Below are 20672 nucleotides of genomic sequence, written 5' to 3'. Positions count from 1 at the left end.
TCCTTCAACACGGAATGGAGATCAAACCCGGGAAAGACAGAAGCAAACCTCTCTAAAACCGGACATTTCTATTGAGCCGGAGACCAGACATCTCTATCTGGCCATGACATTTAATGTGACGGCTATATCCTAATGTCGTGTTCTGGCTATTTACAGATGTCGCGTTTTAGACCGCTGGCATGCTGGCCGGCCCGTGGACCTGTAGCGAAATGCCTCGCGCGAACGCCAACCTAGTGCAAAATCTTCTCCAGAAACTCACTTGCACGTTCCGACTTCGGATGCGCGAAGAACGCGTCTTTGCAGTCGTCTTCGACAATCGCCCCCTTGTCCATGAAGATCACACGATGCGCCACTTTCTTCGCGAAACCCATTTCGTGCGTCACGCACATCATGGTCATACCTTCCTGGGCGAGTTCGACCATCACGTCGAGCACCTCGTTGATCATCTCCGGATCGAGTGCCGAAGTCGGCTCGTCGAACAGCATCGCCACCGGGTCCATAGATAGCGCTCTGGCAATCGCCACCCGCTGCTGTTGCCCCCCCGAGAGCTGCGCCGGGTATTTGTCCGCTTGAGCGCGCAGGCCGACGCGGTCGAGCAGCTTCAATCCTTTCGCTGTCGCCTCGTCCCTCGAGCGGCCGAGCACCTTGATCTGCGCGAGCGTGAGATTTTCCGTGATCGACAGATGTGGAAACAGTTCGAAATGTTGAAACACCATACCGACTTTCGCACGCAGCTTCGAGAGATTGGTCGTCCTGTCGCCAACCGATTGACCGTTGACGATAATCTCGCCCTGCTGAAACGGTTCCAGCCCGTTGACGGTCTTGATGAGCGTAGACTTGCCCGAACCTGACGGCCCGCACACGACCACCACTTCGCCCTTGTTCACCTTCGTCGTGCAGTTGCTCAGCACCTGAAAGTGACCATACGCCTTCGATACGTTTTTAATCTCGATCATTTTCGCTTCCGATTAAAGCCTCACTAAAGGCTTATGTTAGCGCGCCGCTTTGCGAAACTTCTTCTCGATACGCGACTGCACGAGTTCGAGCGCGAGCGACATCACCCAATAAACGAGCGCCGCGCTAATCAGCATCTCCATGTGTCGGAATTCTTTTTGCCCTTCCGTCGTGGCAACGTACGTCAGCTCCCAGACACCCACGACCGACACCAGCGCACTGTCCTTGAGCATCGCGATGAACTGATTGCCAGTGGGCGGAATGATCACGCGCATGGCCTGCGGCAGAATGATGAGCCGCATCATCTGGCGCGGTGTCAAACCGAGCGCGCGCGCCGCATCCCATTGGCCACGCGGGATGCTCTGAATGCCCGCACGGAAAATCTCGGTCATGTAAGCGCCGTAGCACAGCGACAGCGCCGCCACGCCGGCCGGAATGGGATCGACGATGTACCCGAGCTGCGGAAGCCCGAGGTACAGAATGAAGATCTGCATGAGCAGCGGCAGACCACGGAACAACGACGTATAGAACGTGGCGATGCCGATTGCGATACCACTGGAGGAAAGCTTGGCCAGCGCGCCCATCAGCGCAAGCACAAACGCAATCGCGATAGAGATGGCGGATACGAACAGTGTCGTGGTAGCGCCCTGCGTAATCAGGTATCCGAACTTTCTGTGAATGAATTCGAAACTCAGATCAAACGTCGAGAGAAACGCCGCAAGCAGCAGCAACAGCTCGCACCAGACGATAGCGATTTGTACGCGTGAAGGAAGGCGTGCGAGCAGATATCCATTGGCGACGAGCGCCACGACAACGCCTGCTAATACTACGAACTTATGCGGTGCGCCTGTCATCGCGTCAAAACTGGAAAAACGCGGCAGATTCAGCGCCGACGCCCAGTCCGGTGCGATGTGCGAGAAAGCAAAAACGACGGCGACCAGCACGACGGCAGCCGCAATCGCGGTCCCTCTCCATCCTTTTTGTTCGCTCGGCATCGGTTCGACAAGCATGTTTCCTCCTGATCCTGAGAATGGGCGGCACGCCGCTCAAGCTGCGCGCTCGCGCATGTAGTCCATCACCTGGTAGCTCCAGTAGGTAAGCTGAGCGGCCGCGAGCCCCGCATAGCCACCGTTCCAGGGCAGCCCGAGGGCCGAAAAAAGCTGGTAGCGATCGGATTCGCCCGTAATGCCTTGCGCGATCACGCGGCCGCCAATCGCAGTCGTGTTCATGCCGTGGCCGCCAAATCCCATGCAGTACCAGACGCCACTTTCCAGACGTCCGATCAACGGCATGAGATGGCGCGCATAGGCCATTTTCCCCGACCACGCGACCTGCACTTCGAGTTCGGCGAGTTGAGGATACGTATCGACCATTCGCGTCCGCAGATGATTGGCGAGTTGGCTCGGGTCTGAGCGGCGCGTCGTGATCATGCCGCCCCATAGCACGCGCTCTCCCCCATCGACGAGACGGTAGTAATCGCTCGAGCGCCGGCTGTCCCCAATCGAGGCACGTGTGCGGATTGCCGAAGCGATGACGTTGCCGGCGTTCTCCGTGAGCATCATGTAGGTCGAAATGGGCAGATAGCTGCGTGCGAGTTTCGGAATCAAGCGCCCCGTATAGCCGCCGCAGGAAAGCACGACATCGCGCGCACTCACGCTGCCGCGCGCCGTCATCACGCGCTTGCTGCTGGCATGGTCGCGAATCGATACGACTTCCGAGTCTTCGAACACGCGACCGCCCAGCCGCTCGATTTCGCTTACGAGCGCGCGTGCGTAATTCAGCGGATGAAAATGGAACGCATGCTCGTCAAGCAGGCCCTGGCGGTATTTATCGGAAACAAGAAGCTGGCGCACGTCATTGGTCGAGAGATAGTCGACCTCATAGCCGAACTCGCGCGCGAGCCACTGCCGCTGCATGATCATTTCCGCGGCGCTGTCGTGGCGCGAGAGGCGTAAAACGCCGTAGATCTGGTCCGCTTCGCTGATGTTGAGTTCGCGGATATTCGCGTCGACCATGTCGACACCTTCGATCGACATCTGGTAGACCTTCTTCGCGTTCTCAGCGCCGAGATGCCGCGCGATGTTGTCGATGCCGGTCGAGTAGCCGGGGCTCACCACCCCGCCGTTTCGGCCGGACGCTCCCCAGGAAACGCGGTTCGCTTCGACAAGCGCCACCGAGCGGCCACGGCGTAGCAGTTCGAGCGCGGCCGTGATGCCTGCCATGCCTGCGCCGACAATGCAAACGTCGGCGGTGAGATCGCCCTCGATCGACGCTCTTGCTTTTTCGTTCTGGAGCGTGCGCGAATAATACGTATCCACGTAGGCGGCGTTCATTCAAATCCCCATGTGTTGCTTGCGTGCAGGCGTGAGCACACCGCATCCGCCTTCGCGAATGCGGTGTGCTTCAGCGGAATTACTTCGTATAGTCCTTACCGAACCACTTGGTGCTGATCTGCGCCAGCGTGCCGTCCTGCTTCATCTGGCCGACTGCGTTGCCGACAGCCTTGTCCCAATCGGCGTCGCCCTTGTCGGCGACAATGGCGAGCGGCTCGCGGAATGCATAGTCGCCCGGCACGATCTTCACGGGGAAGCCGTTCTTGATTGCATTGAGTGCGGTTTGCTCGGGCGTCACGATAGCATCGAGACGTTTTCCGTCGCCAAGACGGAGGTCTTCATACGGCAGCATCGAATTGCCGTACGTCTTGACCTGCTTCGGCGGCTGGGACAGATACTGGAACGCCGGAACGTCGGGGCCAGCGATACTCAGGCTGTGATTCACGTAGTCTTCCGACGTCGTGCCGCCCTCCACGCCGATAACCTTGCCGCCCAGTTCGACGCGCGAGGTCACCTTCGAATCCTTGTTGACGACGAACACATACGGGCTGTAATAGTAGACCGCCGGGAAATCGAGCAACTTCTCGCGTTCTTTCGTCGGCGTGACCGACAGCACGCATAGGTCCCAGCGTCCGTGCCAGTGACCGCCCGTCATCAGATTGAATTGAGGCGTTTCGAAGGCCACCTTTACACCAAGGCGACGGCCAATCTCCTTCGCAACGTCGATATCGAATCCTTCGAATTCGTGCTTGTCGTTCAGATATGCCTGCGGCGGCCACTTCGCGCTCGTCACCACCGTCATGCTGCCGCGTGATTTCACACGATCGAGCGTTTCACCGGCATGAGCGGCGCTTGCCGCATACACGAACGTCGTAGCCCACGCGAGATGTTTCAGTGCCTTGCCGATTTTCATGAACTTCGTCTCCTTTGGTTCGCTTTATATTCTCTTGATATACGCACTGCAAATATATTAAATAGAAATTTATCACGCGCCCCATTTCGGCAATACTGAATAAATCTCAAGACTTCGTTCCTCTAGCGCATCAACATTAATATAGTTATCCTTAACAATTGAAGAAAATAAAAAGGCGCCATCACAGGCGCCCTTTTCAAGCCTTCTACGCGCCCGACGAGACGGTCTCGGCTGCCCCGTCTCCCACCGTGACCGGGGCCGCGGGCGTCTGGCCCACGCGCCGCACGGGGCGGCTCTGGCGGCGCACCACCCAGCGCTTCACGTAGAGCAGCACCGCGCTCACCACGCCATACATCATCGTCACGACGAAGGCCGCCTGCAGCAGCGATTCGGGTGCGTAGCTCGACACGTCCTGAGATCGGTGCAGCAGTTCGTCATAAGGAATCACATAGCCAAGCGACGTGTCCTGAACGATTGCGAGCAGCGAACTGATCAGCGCCGGCAACATGTTGCGCAGCGCCTGCGGCAACACGACATGCAACATGGCTTGCCAGGGGCGCATGCCAAGCGCGAGCGCGGCCTCGCGTTGGCCGCGCGGCAGCGAGAGAATGCCTGCGCGCACCACTTCGGCAGTGAGCGCGCCATGGTGCAGCGCCATCGCCACGACGAGAAACGCGAGCGCGGGCCAGTCGAACCCGAGTGCCGGCAGCTCGATCACCATGAAGAGAATCAACAGCAGGAGCGGCACCGCACGAAACAGCTCGACATAGGCGCCCGCGAGCTTGCGAATCCATCGGTGCGCCGAGAGACGCCCCAACGCAAGCGGCAACGCCAGCACGAACGCGAGAAGCGCCGAGCATGCAGCCGCTTCGATCGTCGAGAGCAAACCGTCGAGCAGGAACTTCGCTGTGCCCCAATGCCAGAAGATCGCCCATTTTTCGGCGTCGAATTGCCCGGTCGATTGCAGACGCATGCCCATGGCGGCGAGCAGGCCAAGCACGGCGAACGCGCTCAGCACGGAAAAGACGCGCTGCCGCGCGCGGGCACGCGGGCCCGGCGCTTCGTAGAGCGTAATCGAGCGCATCATCGCGTCACCGCCATTTTTTGTTCCAGCCGCCGCATCAAGAGGCCGAGTGGCACGGTCAGCACCATGTAGGCGAACATCGCACTCGCAAAGGTCGGCACGGCCTGCGCCGTTTCGAAGTTGATGCGCTGCGCCGTGTAGGTGATGTCGAACACGCCGATTGCGGCGGCGATCGACGATGCCTTGATCTGATTCACAAACAGATTGCCAAGCGGCGGAATCACCGTGCGCACGGCCTGCGGAATGACGATATTGGCGAGCACCTGCGTAAAGGTCATGCCAATGCTGCGCGCGGCTTCGACTTGCCCAGACGGCACGGCGTTCACGCCGGCGCGCAACACCTCGGCAATCCATGCGGCAGTGTAGAAGCCAAGCACGAGCACCGAGGACGTCACGAGCGAATACATGAATCCGAGCTTCGGCAGCCCGAACACGAACAGGAGCAGCAAAGCGAGCAGCGGCGTCATCCGCATGATCTCGACGTAGGTCGCCGCGAACCAGCGCAGCGGCGTGAGCGGGCCGACCGCCATCGCGGTCAGCACGACGCCTAGAACGAACGCCATGGCGAACGACAGCAACGACAGTTCGATCGTGACGCCCATCCCCTGGATGAAGCGCCACGCAAACGAAAGCAGGGAGTCCATGTATTGCGAGTCTTGCGTCAGGAATGCATCAAGGTTCGATCGTCGGCACTTGCGGCTTGCCCAGCGTGCCTTCGAGGTTCTTCGCGTAGAGTTTGTTCCACGTGCCGTCCTTGATCGACTGCTCGAGCTGCGCGTTGATCCAGCTGCGGAACGCCGGGTCGTCCTTCGCCACGCCCATGCCCCACGGTTCCTGCGTGAACGGCTTGCCGACAATGCGGAACTTGTTCGGCTGACGCAGCGCTTCGCCCGCGAGCGTCGCGCCATCGTCGACATAGGCGTCGAAGCGGCCGTCGGCCACGCCCTCAACGCACGCTGCGGTGTCGTTGAACGTCACGAACTTTGCCTGCGGCGCCATTTTCTTGACGTTGTCTTCAACCGTCGTACCGTTGAGCACGCAAGCGGTTTTGCCCGCGAGGTCGGTCACGCTGTGAATGCTCGTGTCGGCATGGCGCGTGAGGATGTCCTGGCCCGCAACGTAATATGGGCCTGCAAAACCAACGACTTTCTTGCGCTGATCGTTGATCGTGAGCGTCGCGATCACCACGTCCACGCGGCCGTTCTGCACGAACGGCAAGCGGTTCTCGGTCGTCGTTTTCACGAACTCGACGTTATCGGCCGAGCCCGTGAGCTTTTTCGCGAGCATGCGTGCGAGGTCGGCCTCGAAGCCTTCGGTCTGCCCCGACATTGGATTGCGCACCGAGAACATCAGCGTGTTGAGCGACGTGCCCACCACGAGCTTGCCGCGCTTCTGGATTTTCGCCATCGTCGAATCGGCGGGAAAGCTGTCCGCTGCATGGACGGGAGCGATTGCCGCGAAAAGTGTACCGGCGACGCAGGAGGCCATGACGGCGAGATGTTTGAGTTTCAAGTTAGTCTCCTCTCTATGTAAATGAGCGGCCCGGTTGAGACCCGCAGGCACGCGAAAACAGCTGAAAGCAGCCAAAAAGCTAGTGCGGCAGAATGCTGGACAAAAAATCGCGGGCGCGTTCGGAACGCGGCCCGGCAAAGAAGGGTTCGGGTTCGGCAATTTCAACAATACGACCGCCGTCCATGAAAACGATGCGATCGGCCGCCTGGCGCGCGAAACCCATTTCGTGCGTCACGACGATCATCGTCATACCGCTCTTTGCCAGCTCCAGCATCACGGCGAGCACTTCGCTGACCATTTCCGGGTCGAGCGCCGAAGTCGGCTCGTCGAACAGCATGAGTTTGGGGCTCATCGCGAGCGCGCGAGCCAGCGCGACGCGCTGCTGCTGGCCGCCCGAAAGCTCCGCGGGCGCAGCATCGGCCTTATGCGCGAGACCCACGCGCGCGAGCAGGCGCCGCGCGTTCGCTTCCGCTTCGGCGCGCGAGTGGCGCAGCACTTTACGCGGCCCCATCGCCACGTTCTCCAGCACCGTACGATGTGAAAACAGATTGAACTGCTGAAACACCATGCCGATCTGCGCGCGCATTGACGCGAGCGCACGGCCTTCCTGCGCAAGCGGCTCGCCACCGATGAGGATATCGCCCGAGTCGATCGTTTCCAGACGGTTGATGCAACGGCACAGCGTGGATTTGCCCGAGCCCGACGGCCCAATGACGACAACGACCTCGCCCGGCGCGACATCGAGATCGACGTCGAACAAAACCTGTTGCGCGCCAAACGACTTATTCAACCCGCGCAGCGAAACGAGCGGCATGGCCGCGCCGCCGGTCATGCCCATGTCAGTTCCACCGTCGCCTTGAGTTGCCCTACTTCGGCGCCGCGCACGTTGCGCAGCGCCGGATCGGCCCATCGGGCGAGCGGCGTGCCTTCGGTTTCGAGCGACAATCCGAGTTGCTTGAGCACCGCAATCGTGGTTGCATAGACGGCGCTAAAGTCGCCGTCGGCGATTTTCACGGCCACGCCGATGCCCTTGCTGCGCACGCCAATGCCGTGCACGCCGTCCGCGCCGACCTTCGCAACCCAGTCGCCGCCCGAGGCCTGCGCGAGCGCCAGGTCGCAGCGTCCGGTGCCCGACACCATCAACGGATGTGCGGCCATAGCGGAATAAATGCGCGTCAATGCGGCTTCGGTGCTGGCGCCCTCCGGCGACGTGCCCGTGGCGAGGCGTGCCCACATGAGCGCGAGGCGGTGCAGCGGCATGCCGAAATTGGGCGCGCTGCAGCCGTCGATGCCGAACCACAATTCATTTTCCGGCACGCCCGAGAGACTCGCCACATCGCGCGAAATTTGCTGCTGCAATGCGTGACCGCGGTCGAGATACTGTGCGCGTGCATAGCCATGCATGCAGCAATAGCCGAGAAAACCCGTATGTTTGCCCGAGCAGTTGTGATGGCGCTGATCGAAAACACTCCCGCGCGGGGGCAGATTGTCTTCGTTGTAGTAGTCAGGCATATGCACGCCGCAACGCAGGTCCGATTCCGGCGCATCGATCTTGGCGAGCATGCTTGTGACCGCATCGACATGCACCTGCTCGCCACCGTGGCTCGCGCAGGTCAGCGCGAGCTCCGCGTCGGTGAAGCCGAAATGCTCGGGGCCGCCATCGCGCACGAAGGCGAGCGCCTGAAACGGTTTCAGCGTGGAGCGCGAAAAAACGAAGGCATGCGGGTCGCCGGCGTAGGCCAGCAGCACGCCGTCCGCATCGACGACCGCCACGGAACCCCAATGAACTCGCTCGACGTGAGCGTTCCGGGTAGCGACGGCAAGCGGGACATGCGAAGGGAGAGTCATTGCGTTGAAAGGGTTGAGGCGTTGCTGCGAGTTTAATTATTGCAAAAAACTGTGTTCCAGAGTAATTTCGAAAACCATTTTGCACTGGACGCAACACCAGGATGACTCGAAAAAAGGTGACGGATAACGGCATTGATCACCTGGGTGCGATGCGCGCGCTGGTGCGCATCGTCGAATTAGGCAGTCTTTCGGCCGCGGCGCGCGAACTGAAGGTTGTGACTTCAACGATCGCGCGCAAGATCACGGCGTTGGAGGAAATGTTGGGCGTGCCGCTGCTGCATCGTTCGACCCACCACGTCGCGCTCACCGAGGCGGGCAGCCTTTATCATGCACGTGCCGTCTCGATGATCGCTGACCTCGACGACACGTTGCGCGTGGTGGCGGAACTCGACGCCGCGCCGAGCGGTCCGCTCAAGCTAACCGCGCCCGTCGCGTTCGGACGGCGCTACCTGGCGCCGCTGGTCGCGCCGTTTCTGGAGCGCTATCCGGGCATCCAGCTCGATCTGCGCCTCACCGACAATCACAACGACATGGTGTCGGGTGGCTTCGACCTCGACATTCACGAGGGCGAAAACTACCTCGACAACCTGATCGTGCAGCCGATCTCGCGCAACGACAGCATTCTGTGTGCGTCGCCGGCCTACCTCGCGCGGCGCGGCCGCCCAGCAAGCCCCGCCGATCTCGCCCAGCATAATTGTCTGCGCTATCTGCACCCCGAAGGCGATCCGCGCTGGCATCTGAAGAACGGCAAGCACCTGGAATCCGTGCTGCCGCTCGGCAACCTGCAATCGGATCATTCGGAACTGCTTCTGGAGGCGACGTCCGCGGGTCTCGGCATTGCCGAGTTCGAAATCTGGCTGATACGCGACCTGCTCGTGAGCGGCGCGCTCGAAGTGGTGCTGCCCGACTACCGACTCGAAAACGCGCTCACCGGCAAGCAGATTTATATGGCGTATTTGCCGAACCGGCGCTTTTCGACCAAGGTGCGCGTGCTGCGCGAGTTCCTGGCGGAACGATTGAAGGGGATCGGCGAGCGATAACGCCCTTGCGCCGCACGATCAAGGCGCGTGACGACGTTCCCCCTCGCCTGGCTTCGAGAAAGCCGAGGCGCGCGGTGGACGAGAGGAAACCCCAGGTCAGGGGTTTCCGCTAATGGAGAACCCGCAGAAAACCTGCGAAAACAGTACGATGAAAAAACCTCACATCGCTGCTGCGCTGCTCCTCGCTGGCACGCTCTCTAATGCTTCGGCCGCCGAGGCGCAATCCATTCCCCCCGTTTGCAGCGTGATGATTCACGCAACCGCCGTTTGCATGAAGGAAGCGGCCGACAAGGTGCAGATCGCTAACCCGGTCGGGGCGAAGGATCTTGCGCGACCGGACTACGCCACAACGCTAACTGCGATGCTGCGCAAACGTGCTGACCCTGCGGACTACTGCACCTCCGCAGACGCTACCAACACGCTCGTGAAGAGCATGCAGGATCTCGCCACGACGTATGGGGTCGACAAGCGCGAACTTCTCACACCGAATTGCCTGGAAGCGGCTAAACCACTCTTTAGCCAGGTGATCGCAAAGCATCCTGAACTCGCCAACCAACCCGCCAACTGACCGACGCGATCAAAACGAGCCCCTATCCATAGGGGCTTTTTTTTCGTCCGCAAGCCATCGCTCATGGCACACCGCGCACTGCAGTGATCCCCTATCGATTTAAGGCTTTCGTTTATTCGTCTTCATCGCATTGGAACACGTCGTTGACGCTGGCAAGAATCTTGTTTATGCCACCGCCTTCCATCTGACCCTGCACGGTCCTGTTAAAAGCCATTGCATAAAGCCGTAATCACGTCTTCTCTGCCCTTCCCCCCAGCCACATCGCGCTAGTGCCTGACTCCGTCTACAGCGACGGACGGCTTAAAGCCGACATTGAATTCCGGCCTCGCCTCGACTAGTTTTAACGAAACGCACCGGTGGAGTTTCCAGGGTTTCTGGCATGTGCGCCACGAACTGGGAGCGTCATGGAAACACGATTCGCCCAGACGACGAGCAGAGGCGGCAGACCTTCGCGCCACGACGCCGAGGTTCGCGTGCAGGCGGTACTCGACGTCGCGAAGAAGCGGTTCCTTTCGTTCGGCTATCGTGAAACGAGCCTCGACGCGATCGCCCGCGATGCCGGCGTGGCGAAGAAGACGCTCTATTGTCACTTCGGCGACAAGGCTGGCTTGTTCGATGCCATCGTGCGGACGTTGACGGAAGCCTGGGTCGAGGAACTCCGGAAAATCGTTGCCAACGAGAACGGGCCAGATGTCGTGCTTGAAGCGGCGGCGCTGCATCTGCTCGATGTGGGCACGCGTCGCGACATGATCGAACTGTACCGCCTCCTGCTGGTCGAATCGCGCCGGTTTCCGGCGCTCGTCGACGCGTATCGCAGCCCGTGCGGCAAGCTCGTGGGCACAGAGCCGCTAGCGGACTATCTACGTCGCGCGGTCGAGCGGGGGGATCTCGCGCTCGAGAACGTCGATCTCGCCGTGGACCAGTTCGTCCAGCTAGTGCTCGGCGGCGTACGCGCACGCATGCTGCTTGGCTGTGGGCATCGCCCGAACACGGAGAGCCGGCGACGGATTGCAAAGCAGGCCGTCAGCATTTTCATGTCGGGTTGCGCCGCATAGCGCGTCATTCACCTGCGCTTACATTTTTCATCTGTGCAGGTGTGCGAAGTAAACGTTTTGTCGGTGTTACCGTGGGTTCTGGAGAAGCGCGCATGAAGACAGATCCGCAGACCGTGGGCTTCGTAGCGAGCGATGCCACGCGGCTGCGATGGCGGCACCTCTGGGGCGGGACGACGCTTGCCATGGCCGTTTTGCTCGCGGGCTGCATGCTCGGTCCCGACTATAAAAAGCCCGAAGTGCAAGTTCCCGAGACCTTTAAGGAAGGCGTCGACTGGCAGCGCGCTGAAGCCAACCCGGCGGCGGCCCTCTCCAGCACGTGGTGGCAAATGTATGAGGATTCGACGCTCAACGATCTCGTCGAGCGTTCACTCAAGGCGAACCAGTCGATCGCCGCGGCGGAGGCAGCTTATCGCGTCGCACTCGCGACCGTGGAGGCCAACACCGCAAGCCTCTTTCCGGTCGTCACGGGCGACATTTCAGCTTCGCGCACAGGCATCGGCAAAGGCGTGACCCAGGCGTCCAGTATCACCTCGTCCTCGGCGCCCGCTACCGCAGGCGTGGCCAACAGCGTGACCGCGCTGGTCTCGGCGAGTTGGGAGATTGACCTATGGGGTTCGATTCGCCGCCAGATCGAATCCTCGAAGGAAAGCGCGCAGGCCAGTGACGCGCAACTGGCTGGTGAGCGGCTCTCGATCGAGGCGAGCGTGGTTCTCGATTACTTCGCGCTGCGGCAAGGCGACTTCGACATCCGGTCACTCACGAGGCAACAGGAAATCCAAAGCCGGATCCTCGACATGACCCAGGCCTCGTTTCGTGAAGGCGCGGCCTCGAGCGACCAGGTGCTGGTGGCGCAAGACGACCTCGCAGCCGTGATCGCGCAGTTGCAGATCACCAAAATCTCCCGGGAGCAGGACGAGCATGCCCTCGCCGTGCTGGCCGGTGTGCCGCCCGCAGGCTTCGCCATCGCGCCCGACCCGGAGCACCCGTTCGTGGTGCCGGTCGTGCCACTCGGGTTGCCTTCGGAACTGCTCGAGCGGCGCTACGACGTGGTAAGTGCCGAGCGCACGGCCGCCGCCGCGAACGCCAGAATTGGCGTGGCCGAGGCGGCATTCTTTCCGAGCTTGACGCTGTCCGCGGAAGGCGGCTTCCAGCACAACACGTTCGCCCATCTGTTTTCACTGCCGAACCGTCTCTGGACACTCGGCCCCGATCTCGCCGGGACGATCTTCGACGCCGGCGCGCGCTCCGCCGCGGTCAAGCAAACCCGCGCGACCTATGACGAGGACGTGGCCCTCTATCGCAATACCGTGCTCACGGCGTTCAGCAGCGTGGAGGACAGCCTTTCGTCGGTCAACCACCTCCGCGTCCAGGAAGCGTCGTTCGCAAGCATCCTGCATCGCAACCAGCAGCTCTTTTCGAGTATGCAGGCGCAGCGCAACTATGGCGCGGCGAGCGAGCAGGATCTGCTCACGCAGGAACTCACGTTGATCGAGGCGGAGCAGAACCTGCGTGACACGCAATCGGCGTTGGCCCAGAGCAGCGTCACGCTCGTCAAGAACCTCGGCGGCGGTTGGCAATGGAATGACGATAAGGCAGCGTCGGCGGCAGGCCATCCGTTCTCGTCGACGGCCTGGTCGTCGACGGATGCGCAGGCGCGTGCGCAGGATGCCGGGTCGCCTCACAACTGAAGGCGCTTCTGACTGGAGTCTCCATGACATGAAGTCACATTCCATCCTCTTGTCAGTGCTGTGTCTGGGCGTCATCGCGCTCGCTGCCTGCACGAAGAACAAACCGGCTGCGCCGCCCCCGCCAAAGGTGGCCGTCACGACGGCTCACCTCCAGAACGTACCGCTCACTCGGCAGTTCGTTGGGCGTCTCTCGCCCTTCTACAGCGCGAACGTCACCGCACGCGTGTCTGGCGTGCTGGTGAAGCGCGTCTATGCAGAAGGCAGCCAGGTCCGGCAAGGGCAGATATTGTTCGAGATCGACCCCGCCTTCTACAAGGCGCAACTCGATAACGACATCGCACAGCTTGCGCAGGACCAGGCCACCTACGTCAACAACCGCATTACCGCGCAGCGCAATCGCAAGCTGCTGCCCGTTGGCTCGGTGTCGCAACAGACGGTCGACAATTCCGATGCAGCGGAACGCAGTGCGGCCGCCAAAGTGCAGGCGGATCAGGCACTGGTGCAGAGCGCGCGCATCAACCTCGGCTACACGCGGGTCACGTCCCCGATCAGCGGCATTGCGGGGCAGCAACTGGTGACCGCGGGCGCGCTGGTCGGCAGCAGCACGAGTGACACAGGGGGAAGCAGTACTCTGCTGACCACCGTCCAGCAGGTCGACCCGGTCTACGTCAACTTCACGATCAGCGCCGCCGACCTGATCACGTTACGGCAGTCTCAGGGCTCCGGGACCGTTGCGCTTGTACGCCAAAACTCGATGACCGTCGAAGTGACCCTGCCTAACGGCACGCGGTACGAGCAGACCGGCACGATCGACTTCTCCGATCCGGCCGTCAACGCAACGACGGGCACAGTCAATCTGCGTGCACTCGTGGCCAATGCGCAACGCCTGCTGCTACCTGGCATGTACGTGACGCTGACTGCGCACCTCGGCCTCCAGAACAACGTCTTCCTGATTCCACAGCAGGCGCTGCTGCGGGACACCCTGGGGCCGTACCTGCTGGTGGTCGGGCATGACAACAAGGTCGCGCGCAAGGACGTCGAAACGAATGCGAGCCTCGGCAACGACTGGATCGTCACGAAGGGCCTCGCCGAAGGCGACCAGGTCATCGTCACAGGCGTGCAGAGCGCGCATGAAGGCGGTCAGGTCACCACGACGACATGGCAGCCACCCGCGCAGGCAACGGTTGCAGCCTCCGCCAGCCAGCCGGCCAGCAGCGCGGCGCATTAGGAGACCAACGCATGCCGGGTTTTTTCATTGAGCGGCCGATATTTGCCTGGGTGGTCGCGATCCTGATCTCGCTTTTTGGCATCATCGCCATGCGTAGCATGGGGATCGATTCGTATCCCGACATCGCTCCGCCACAGGTGACGATTACCTCGACTTATCCGGGCGCCAGCGCCGCAACGATGGAATCGACGGTGACCCAGGTCATCGAGCAGCAGCTCACCGGCATCGACAACCTGCTGTACTTCAGTTCGAATTCGAGCTCCAACGGCCAGAGTGTCATCACACTGAGTTTTGCGACCGGTACGAACCCGGACATTGCGCAGGTGCAGGTGCAGAACAAGGTCACGATCGCGCAACCGCTGCTACCGGAGCAGGTGACGCAGCAGGGTGTGGTCGTCGCGAAATCGAGCCCCGACATCCTGCTGTTCCTTGCTTTGCGTTCGAGCAGCCCGGGGGTCGACGCGGCGCGGCTGAGCGACATACTCGCGTCGCAGATCCAGCCGGTGATCGGGCGCATCAGCGGCGTCGGCAACACCACCCTGCTCGGCTCGGAGTACGCGGTGCGTATCTGGATCGACCCCGACAAGCTACAAGGTTATGGACTCTCCACCACTCAGGTGCTCAACGCGGTAACGTCGCAGAACGCGCAGTTCGCGGCCGGCGCGCTCGGCGCGGATCCTGCCATCAAGGGGCAAGTCTTTACGGCGACCGTTACCGGCGACACCCTGTTCTCATCCCTTCAGCAGTTCCGCGACATCATCCTGCTCGCCAACAGCAACGGCACGACCGTGCGCCTCTCCGACGTCGCGCGCATCAGTTTCGGCCCCCAGACTTATGGCGTGGCGCCGGTCTACGACGGCAGTCCCGCTGGCGGCCTGGCGGTGTTCCTGCTGCCCGGCGCCAACGCGCTCAACGTGGCCAAGGCGGTCAAGTCCACGATGGCGGATCTCGCACATGATCTTCCGGCAGGCGTGACCTGGAGCATTCCCTACGACACGACGCCCTTCATCACGGCCTCCATCACCGACGTCGTCAAAACCCTGATCGAGGCGGTCATACTCGTTTTCTTCGTCATGCTGATCTTTCTGCAGAACTTTCGCGCGACGATCATCCCGACCCTGGTGATTCCCGTCGCGCTGCTCGGCACCTTCATCGGTCTTGCGGCGCTGCATTTCACCTTGAACCAGCTCACGCTCTTCGGGATGGTGCTCGCCATCGGCATCGTGGTGGACGATGCGATCGTGGTGATCGAGAACGTCGAGCGGATCATGAGCGAGGAGCATTCGGAGCCGCGCGCGGCCACGCGCAAGGCCATGGCGCAGATCACGGGCGCCATCGTGGCGATCACGGTCGTGCTGTCGGCCGTGTTCATCCCTTCCGCGTTGCAGCCAGGTGCGACGGGCATCATCTACGCGCAGTTCGCGCTGACGATTGCCGTTTCGATGATTTTCTCCGCGTTTCTCGCGATGTCGTTCACGCCGTCGCTCTGCGCGGCGATCCTGGTACCGGAACATGCGCACAAGAAGAACGTGGTCTTCCGCTGGTTCAACAGCGGTTTCGAGCGGATGTCCCATACCTATCTCGGACATGTCGGACGCGCCGTGCGTCATGCACCGCGCTGGATGATGGCCTTCGTGCTCGTCATCGTGCTGACCGGCTTCCTCTATACGAAGCTGCCGACGGGCTTCGTGCCCGACGAGGATCAGGGCTTCATGCTCGGGCTCGTGAACCTGCCGCCGGGCTCGACGCTGCAAAGCACGAACCGCGTGATGGCCGAAGTGCGCGACAAGCTGCTCCATAGCGCCATCGGCAAGGATATTTACAGCATGTTCCAGCCGGAAGGCTTCAGCTTTGTCGGCACGAGCGAGAACGTCGGCATGACGTTCATAAAATTGACCGATTGGGGCGACCGCTCGCGCTCGGCAATGCAGCTGATTCCCCAGGCCAACCAGATCTTGCACAGCATCACCGACGCGCAGATCTTCGTCGTCAATCTACCGACGATTCGCGGGCTGAGCCAGTTCGGCGGCGTCGATATGTATCTGCAGGCGCGTGCCGGCCAGTCGCGCGCGGAACTCGGTGAAGCCGAAGCGACGCTCCTCGCGAACGCCGGCAAAAGCAGCGTCCTTTTTGGCATCCGGCCGAACTCGCTGCCGCAGGCGCCGCAACTGCAGATTGCTGTCGATCGCCCGCAGGCGCAGTCGATGGGTCTCTCGCTCACCGATGTGTACGACACGATCGAAATGCAACTCGCGCCGTTCTTCGTGAACCAGTTCACTTACGCCGGCCGCGTGAAAAAGGTGTTCATCCAGGCGGACGCGCCTTTTCGCATGAGCCTCGATGCTTTCCAGCACCTCTACACGCCGGCTGGCATCACCAGCGCGGCATCGGGGACGGCGAGTACGACGAGGACCGCAACGAACACGAGCGGGTCGCTGGAGCAGGTGGACCCGTCGGCGGCCAATACATCGATCAGCCCCTACAACATGGTGCCGCTTTCGAGCGTCGTGAAGAGCCACTGGTTCAACGGTCCGAGTGTGCTGCCGCGCTACAACGGCTATTCCGCGGTCGAAATCGTCGGCAATTCGGCGCCCGGCTATTCGACTGGTCAGGCAATACAGGCTCTGCAGGAAATCGTCAATCAAAAGCTGCCGCGAGGATTCGACGCGGACTGGACCGGGCAGTCTTATCAGGAATTGCTATCGGGAAGCTCGGCGACGACACTGATGGCGCTTTCGATCGTCGTGGTCTTTCTGTGCCTCGCCGCGCTCTATGAGAGCTGGTCGATTCCTGCGGCCGTGCTGCTGGTGGTCCCGCTCGGCATGCTGGGCATGCTGGTGTTCTGCCTGTGGCGCGACGTGCCCAACGATATCTACTTCAAGATCGGTCTCGTCACGGTGATTGGGCTCGCCGCGAAGAATGCCATCCTGATCGTCGAATTCGCGGTTGAAGGGCAGGCAAACGGCATGACGCTCTTCGATGCGGTCACGACTGCAGCTCGACTGCGCCTACGCCCGATCCTGATGACGTCAATGGCCTTCATTCTGGGTGTGCTCCCACTCGTCCTGTCCACCGGCGCCGGCTCTTCGTCCCGGCACGAGATTGGCACTGGCGTGATCGGCGGAATGCTCTTCGCGACGTTCTTCGGGCTGTTGTTGATTCCTGTCTTCTACGTGACGGTGCGGCGCCTGCTCGGCGACAAGCTCGACGAGGTGACGCACAAGCTCAAGCACCACGCCGGCGGGGCAACGGCGGCGCACGCGCACGACGGTCATGACGGCGGTGGTGGCAGCGATAGCGATAGCGGCGACAGGGACAGCGACGAGAGCCGCCCCGCCTAGCCAGACAGCGGCCAAACGTTGATCCTCGCCGATTGCTGCATCGGCCTGCTGCAGCATGCGCCTTCGATGCGTAATGCAGCGCCGATGGCAGTGTCGCAGTCCTAAAGCCCGCGAACGTGGGGAATGACTTTCTCGGCCAGTAGATCGATCATCCCGGCAATTTTATTGAATGGCATCCCCCCGATATCGACCTGCGCAACGAACCTGTCCATCCCGGTCAGTTCATGAAGGAGTGAGATTTTGTCGATAATTTCGGCCGGACTGCCAACAAAGGGCCCGCTGCTTTGCGTAATTGATCGATTGAAATCCTCTTGCGGGATTCTCGGTCCAGGGGATTTTGCAGGCGTCGAATCGACCCAGTACTGACTATAGTAAGGATAGAAGTCGGCACGCGCCGCCTGCGACGACTCGGCAATGTGGAGATGGCCGTTGATGGCGAGTCGCAGCGATTGAGCAAGCCCGGCGCGCTGCCCGGCGGATCGATAGAGCGCGGCAAGCTGGCCCGCTTTGTGATAAGGGCCGCCAAGCACGGCGAGCGCCATGGGCAAGCCCAGCCGCCCGGCGCGGATCACGCTGTCCGGAGAGCCCCCTACTCCGATCCAGACCGGAATCGTGGGTTGCAGAGCGCGCGGCGCAATTTCCGCGTCATTCAACGGCGCGCGAAAGCGTCCCTTCCAGGTTACGCGTGCGGACTGGTTCAACTGATCGAAGAGCGCGAGTTTTTCCTCGAACAATGCGTCGTAGTCTTCAAGCTGGCAGTCAAACAGGGAGAACGGCTCACGGAAAACCCCACGCCCTGCGATGATTTCGACGCGGCCGCCCGAGACCAGATCGAGCGTTGCGAATTCTTCATAGACACGCACCGGGTCCGCCGTGCTGAGAACGGTGACGGCACTGGTCAAGCGAATGGTGCTCGTCGAAGCGGCGATTGCAGCCAGAACGACGGCGGGCGCCGATACCGCAAAATCGAGCCGGTGATGTTCCCCAATCCCGAAGAGGTCCAGGCCGGCTTGCTCCGCCAGTTGCGCCGCCGCAGCGATCTCCTTGATCCGCGTATGCGCGTCGACGCTTTGTCCGTTGACACCAACAGACGATAAATCCGAAAGCGTATAAAGTCCGATCTCCATCTTGGGTTCTTCTCTATCCAGTATCCGATGAGCTGGCGTCCTCGACAAACGCTTGCCGAAGTCACCGAGCCCGGTTGAGCGTTTCGCGATCTCGCGAACTCCCGAATTCCCGACACGCAGGGCGGACCCTGCGGCCCCGTCCTTACGCCGCAGCGATTGCAGCGCGTGCGCCAGCGAGCGCTGCGTTCGCTGCCTCCGGGCCCATGGCCAGGCCTTCCGCGTAGATAAAGTTCACGTCGCGCATGCCAAGGAAGCCGAGAAATGTCCGCAGATAAGTCGTGTGAACGTCTTCCGGCGTGCCGAGATACGTGCCACCGCGGGCCGTAACGACAAAAACCTTTTTGCCCGTCACGAAGCCTTCCGCACCGTCGGCCGTGTACTGGAACGAGATGCCGGCACGAGCGATAAAGTCGAAGTAGGTCTTCAACTGCGAGGAGATTCCGAAGTTGTACATCGGTGCGCCGATCACTACGATGTCGGCCGCCTGCAATTCAGCGATCAGCGCCTCGCTGCGGCCAGAGATAGCCGCCTGCTCAGGGGTCCGCTGGTCGCCCGGCGTGAAGAACGCGCCGAGGATCGCATCGTCGAGGTGGGGCAGCGGATCAGCCTGCAGATTGCGGACGACAACGCGCGCGCCCGGATTCGATTGCTGAAGCTTCCCGGTCAGTTCGTTGAGGAGCAGCGTCGAAGTTGCGCCTTGCGAGCGGGCCGCCGAGTTGATTTGAAGGATCGTGGTCATGACAGGACAGGTCTCTCATTAGAAGAGTTCAAAGGCTAACCCTGTCCGGCGGGATGCGGTAGAGCCGGGTCCGGCGACTCACTGTCGCCAGACTGGCAACACCGCTGGCACGTTCAGTCTTCCAGCGTGAAATCCAGCCACCGGCGTTCCGTGATAACCGGCGGCTTACAGCGGGCTGCGACCGCTGAAGTGTTCGACCAGCATCTCGATGAGCACGCGCACCTTGCGCGGTGGATGCGCGCCTGGCGGCCGCACAACGTAGATTCCGGCTTCCTGAACAGGGAATTTGCACATGATCGGGACGAGCGAACCAGAGGCCACGTGGTCAGCCGTCAGAAAATCGGGAAGTGCCGTAATGCCTAACCCGGCGAGCGCAGCGGCGACGAGCGCCTGGCCGTTGTTGGCGGTGAACCGCCCGCGCGGATTGACCATCACAACCGAGTCGCCGTCAACGAATCTCCATGTTTCGGCATGCTGGAAGATTGCTTCGTGTTCCGCAATTTCGTCTGGAGATCGGGGTTCGCCATGGGTTCGAATATAGGCCGGGCTGGCCACAAGCTTTCCAGATATCGGACCGATACGACGGGCTATCAGGTTAGAGTCCGCAAGATGACCAATGCGGATGGCCGCGTCGAATCCATCGTTCACCACGTCGACGAAATGATCGCTAAAGGAGGTCAGAAGATGAAGAAGAGGATGTCGTTTAGCCAGATCGACAAGTAACGGCGCGAGGTGAGTCGCGCCGAACGATACTGGGGCCGCGATCCGGAGACGGCCGCGCAGTTCGCCGGTGGGAAGGATGGTTTCTCGCGCCAGATCCAGGTCGGCGCATATTCGTGCGGCGTATTCGCGAAAAGTCGCACCGGCCTCCGTGAGCGTTGCGCCTCGTGTGGTACGCGAAACGAGTTGAACGCCCAACTCGCTCTCCAGCCGAGCGAGCCTGCGACTGACGACAGATTTCGAGAGGCCGAGTCGCCGCGCGGCGGGCGTAAGACCACCTGCGTCGGACACCTCAACAAAAGTCTGCAGCTCTTCAATGTCAAGCATTCCGATTCTCGTGTTTTCACCTTTTTTCGCCTCGATCTCCCGGTTCGAAGTCGAAGAGGTCGTCGAGTCCGACGGCAACAGCATCACTGTAATTCCCGCGAGCTTCCGCTCAAGCGCTGATTGCGTTCGTTTCGGGACGTTGACTGCCTGTTTCGGGCCATCGTGACGAAATTCCCGGTAGCGAGTTCTGTACCC

18 protein-coding genes are annotated in these 20672 nt (G+C 61.2%); 6 read left to right on the top strand and 12 right to left on the bottom strand.

Annotation, left to right across the window (positions count from 1 at the left end; genetic code table 11):
* Positions 1-230 precede the first annotated feature (230 nt).
* The 9 genes from JMY28_RS27235 to JMY28_RS27195 form a co-directional block, all read right to left on the bottom strand.
* Positions 231-956: an amino acid ABC transporter ATP-binding protein gene (locus JMY28_RS27235; protein WP_201698996.1), complete on the bottom strand. Its 726-nt coding sequence runs from the start codon at positions 954-956 to the stop codon at positions 231-233.
* Positions 957-992: 36 nt separating this feature from the next.
* Entirely contained in the window at positions 993-1964 is a 972-nt protein-coding gene (locus JMY28_RS27230; protein ID WP_201698995.1) for an amino acid ABC transporter permease, read from the bottom strand.
* A gap of 36 nt (positions 1965-2000) precedes the next feature.
* On the bottom strand, positions 2001-3287 hold the full coding sequence (locus tag JMY28_RS27225; protein ID WP_201698994.1) for an NAD(P)/FAD-dependent oxidoreductase: 1287 nt from the start codon (positions 3285-3287) through the stop codon (positions 2001-2003).
* 79 nt (positions 3288-3366) lie between these two features.
* On the bottom strand, positions 3367-4200 hold the full coding sequence (locus tag JMY28_RS27220; RefSeq protein ID WP_201698993.1) for a transporter substrate-binding domain-containing protein: 834 nt from the start codon (positions 4198-4200) through the stop codon (positions 3367-3369).
* A 205-nt stretch (positions 4201-4405) separates the two neighbouring features.
* Entirely contained in the window at positions 4406-5287 is an 882-nt protein-coding gene (locus JMY28_RS27215) for an amino acid ABC transporter permease (RefSeq protein WP_201698992.1), read from the bottom strand.
* Entirely contained in the window at positions 5284-5928 is a 645-nt protein-coding gene (locus tag JMY28_RS27210; protein ID WP_201698991.1) for an amino acid ABC transporter permease, read from the bottom strand. The genes JMY28_RS27215 and JMY28_RS27210 overlap by 4 nt, the downstream gene beginning before the upstream one ends.
* Before the next feature lie 28 nt (positions 5929-5956).
* Entirely contained in the window at positions 5957-6796 is an 840-nt protein-coding gene (locus JMY28_RS27205; protein ID WP_201698990.1) for a glutamate ABC transporter substrate-binding protein, read from the bottom strand.
* A gap of 79 nt (positions 6797-6875) precedes the next feature.
* Positions 6876-7628: an amino acid ABC transporter ATP-binding protein gene (locus tag JMY28_RS27200; protein ID WP_201699009.1), complete on the bottom strand. Its 753-nt coding sequence runs from the start codon at positions 7626-7628 to the stop codon at positions 6876-6878.
* Complete coding sequence (locus JMY28_RS27195; RefSeq protein WP_201698989.1) at positions 7625-8644, bottom strand: asparaginase; 1020 nt, start codon at positions 8642-8644, stop codon at positions 7625-7627. The genes JMY28_RS27200 and JMY28_RS27195 overlap by 4 nt, the downstream gene beginning before the upstream one ends.
* Before the next feature lie 101 nt (positions 8645-8745).
* Between JMY28_RS27195 and JMY28_RS27190 the strand changes: the two genes are divergently transcribed.
* The 6 genes from JMY28_RS27190 (at position 8746) to JMY28_RS27165 (ending at position 17564) form a co-directional block, all read left to right on the top strand.
* Positions 8746-9684 (top strand): LysR family transcriptional regulator, encoded by a 939-nt coding sequence (locus tag JMY28_RS27190; protein WP_201698988.1) that lies wholly within the window; start codon positions 8746-8748, stop codon positions 9682-9684.
* Positions 9685-9796: 112 nt separating this feature from the next.
* Positions 9797-10252, top strand: a complete 456-nt coding sequence (locus JMY28_RS27185) for a hypothetical protein (RefSeq protein ID WP_201698987.1) — start codon at positions 9797-9799, stop codon at positions 10250-10252.
* A gap of 404 nt (positions 10253-10656) precedes the next feature.
* Entirely contained in the window at positions 10657-11307 is a 651-nt protein-coding gene (locus JMY28_RS27180) for a TetR/AcrR family transcriptional regulator (protein ID WP_201698986.1), read from the top strand.
* Between the two features lie 92 nt (positions 11308-11399).
* Complete coding sequence (locus JMY28_RS27175) at positions 11400-12995, top strand: efflux transporter outer membrane subunit (RefSeq protein WP_201698985.1); 1596 nt, start codon at positions 11400-11402, stop codon at positions 12993-12995.
* Positions 12996-13023: 28 nt separating this feature from the next.
* Positions 13024-14223, top strand: a complete 1200-nt coding sequence (locus JMY28_RS27170) for an efflux RND transporter periplasmic adaptor subunit (RefSeq protein WP_201698984.1) — start codon at positions 13024-13026, stop codon at positions 14221-14223.
* Between the two features lie 11 nt (positions 14224-14234).
* Positions 14235-17564 (top strand): efflux RND transporter permease subunit, encoded by a 3330-nt coding sequence (locus JMY28_RS27165; protein WP_201698983.1) that lies wholly within the window; start codon positions 14235-14237, stop codon positions 17562-17564.
* Between the two features lie 101 nt (positions 17565-17665).
* On the opposite strand, the gene JMY28_RS27160 is transcribed toward JMY28_RS27165, so the two are convergent.
* The 3 genes from JMY28_RS27160 to JMY28_RS27150 form a co-directional block, all read right to left on the bottom strand.
* Positions 17666-18691, bottom strand: coding sequence for an LLM class flavin-dependent oxidoreductase (locus tag JMY28_RS27160; protein ID WP_201698982.1), 1026 nt, complete (start codon positions 18689-18691; stop codon positions 17666-17668).
* Between the two features lie 142 nt (positions 18692-18833).
* Complete coding sequence (locus JMY28_RS27155; protein ID WP_201698981.1) at positions 18834-19430, bottom strand: FMN-dependent NADH-azoreductase; 597 nt, start codon at positions 19428-19430, stop codon at positions 18834-18836.
* A gap of 165 nt (positions 19431-19595) precedes the next feature.
* Positions 19596-20477: a LysR family transcriptional regulator gene (locus JMY28_RS27150; protein ID WP_201698980.1), complete on the bottom strand. Its 882-nt coding sequence runs from the start codon at positions 20475-20477 to the stop codon at positions 19596-19598.
* Between the last annotated feature and the right edge of the window lie 195 nt (positions 20478-20672).

Source organism: Paraburkholderia hiiakae (genome assembly GCF_904848665.1).
GTDB classification, from domain to species: Bacteria; Pseudomonadota; Gammaproteobacteria; order Burkholderiales; family Burkholderiaceae; genus Paraburkholderia; species Paraburkholderia hiiakae.
This window is presented reverse-complemented; position numbering and strand designations above follow the sequence as displayed.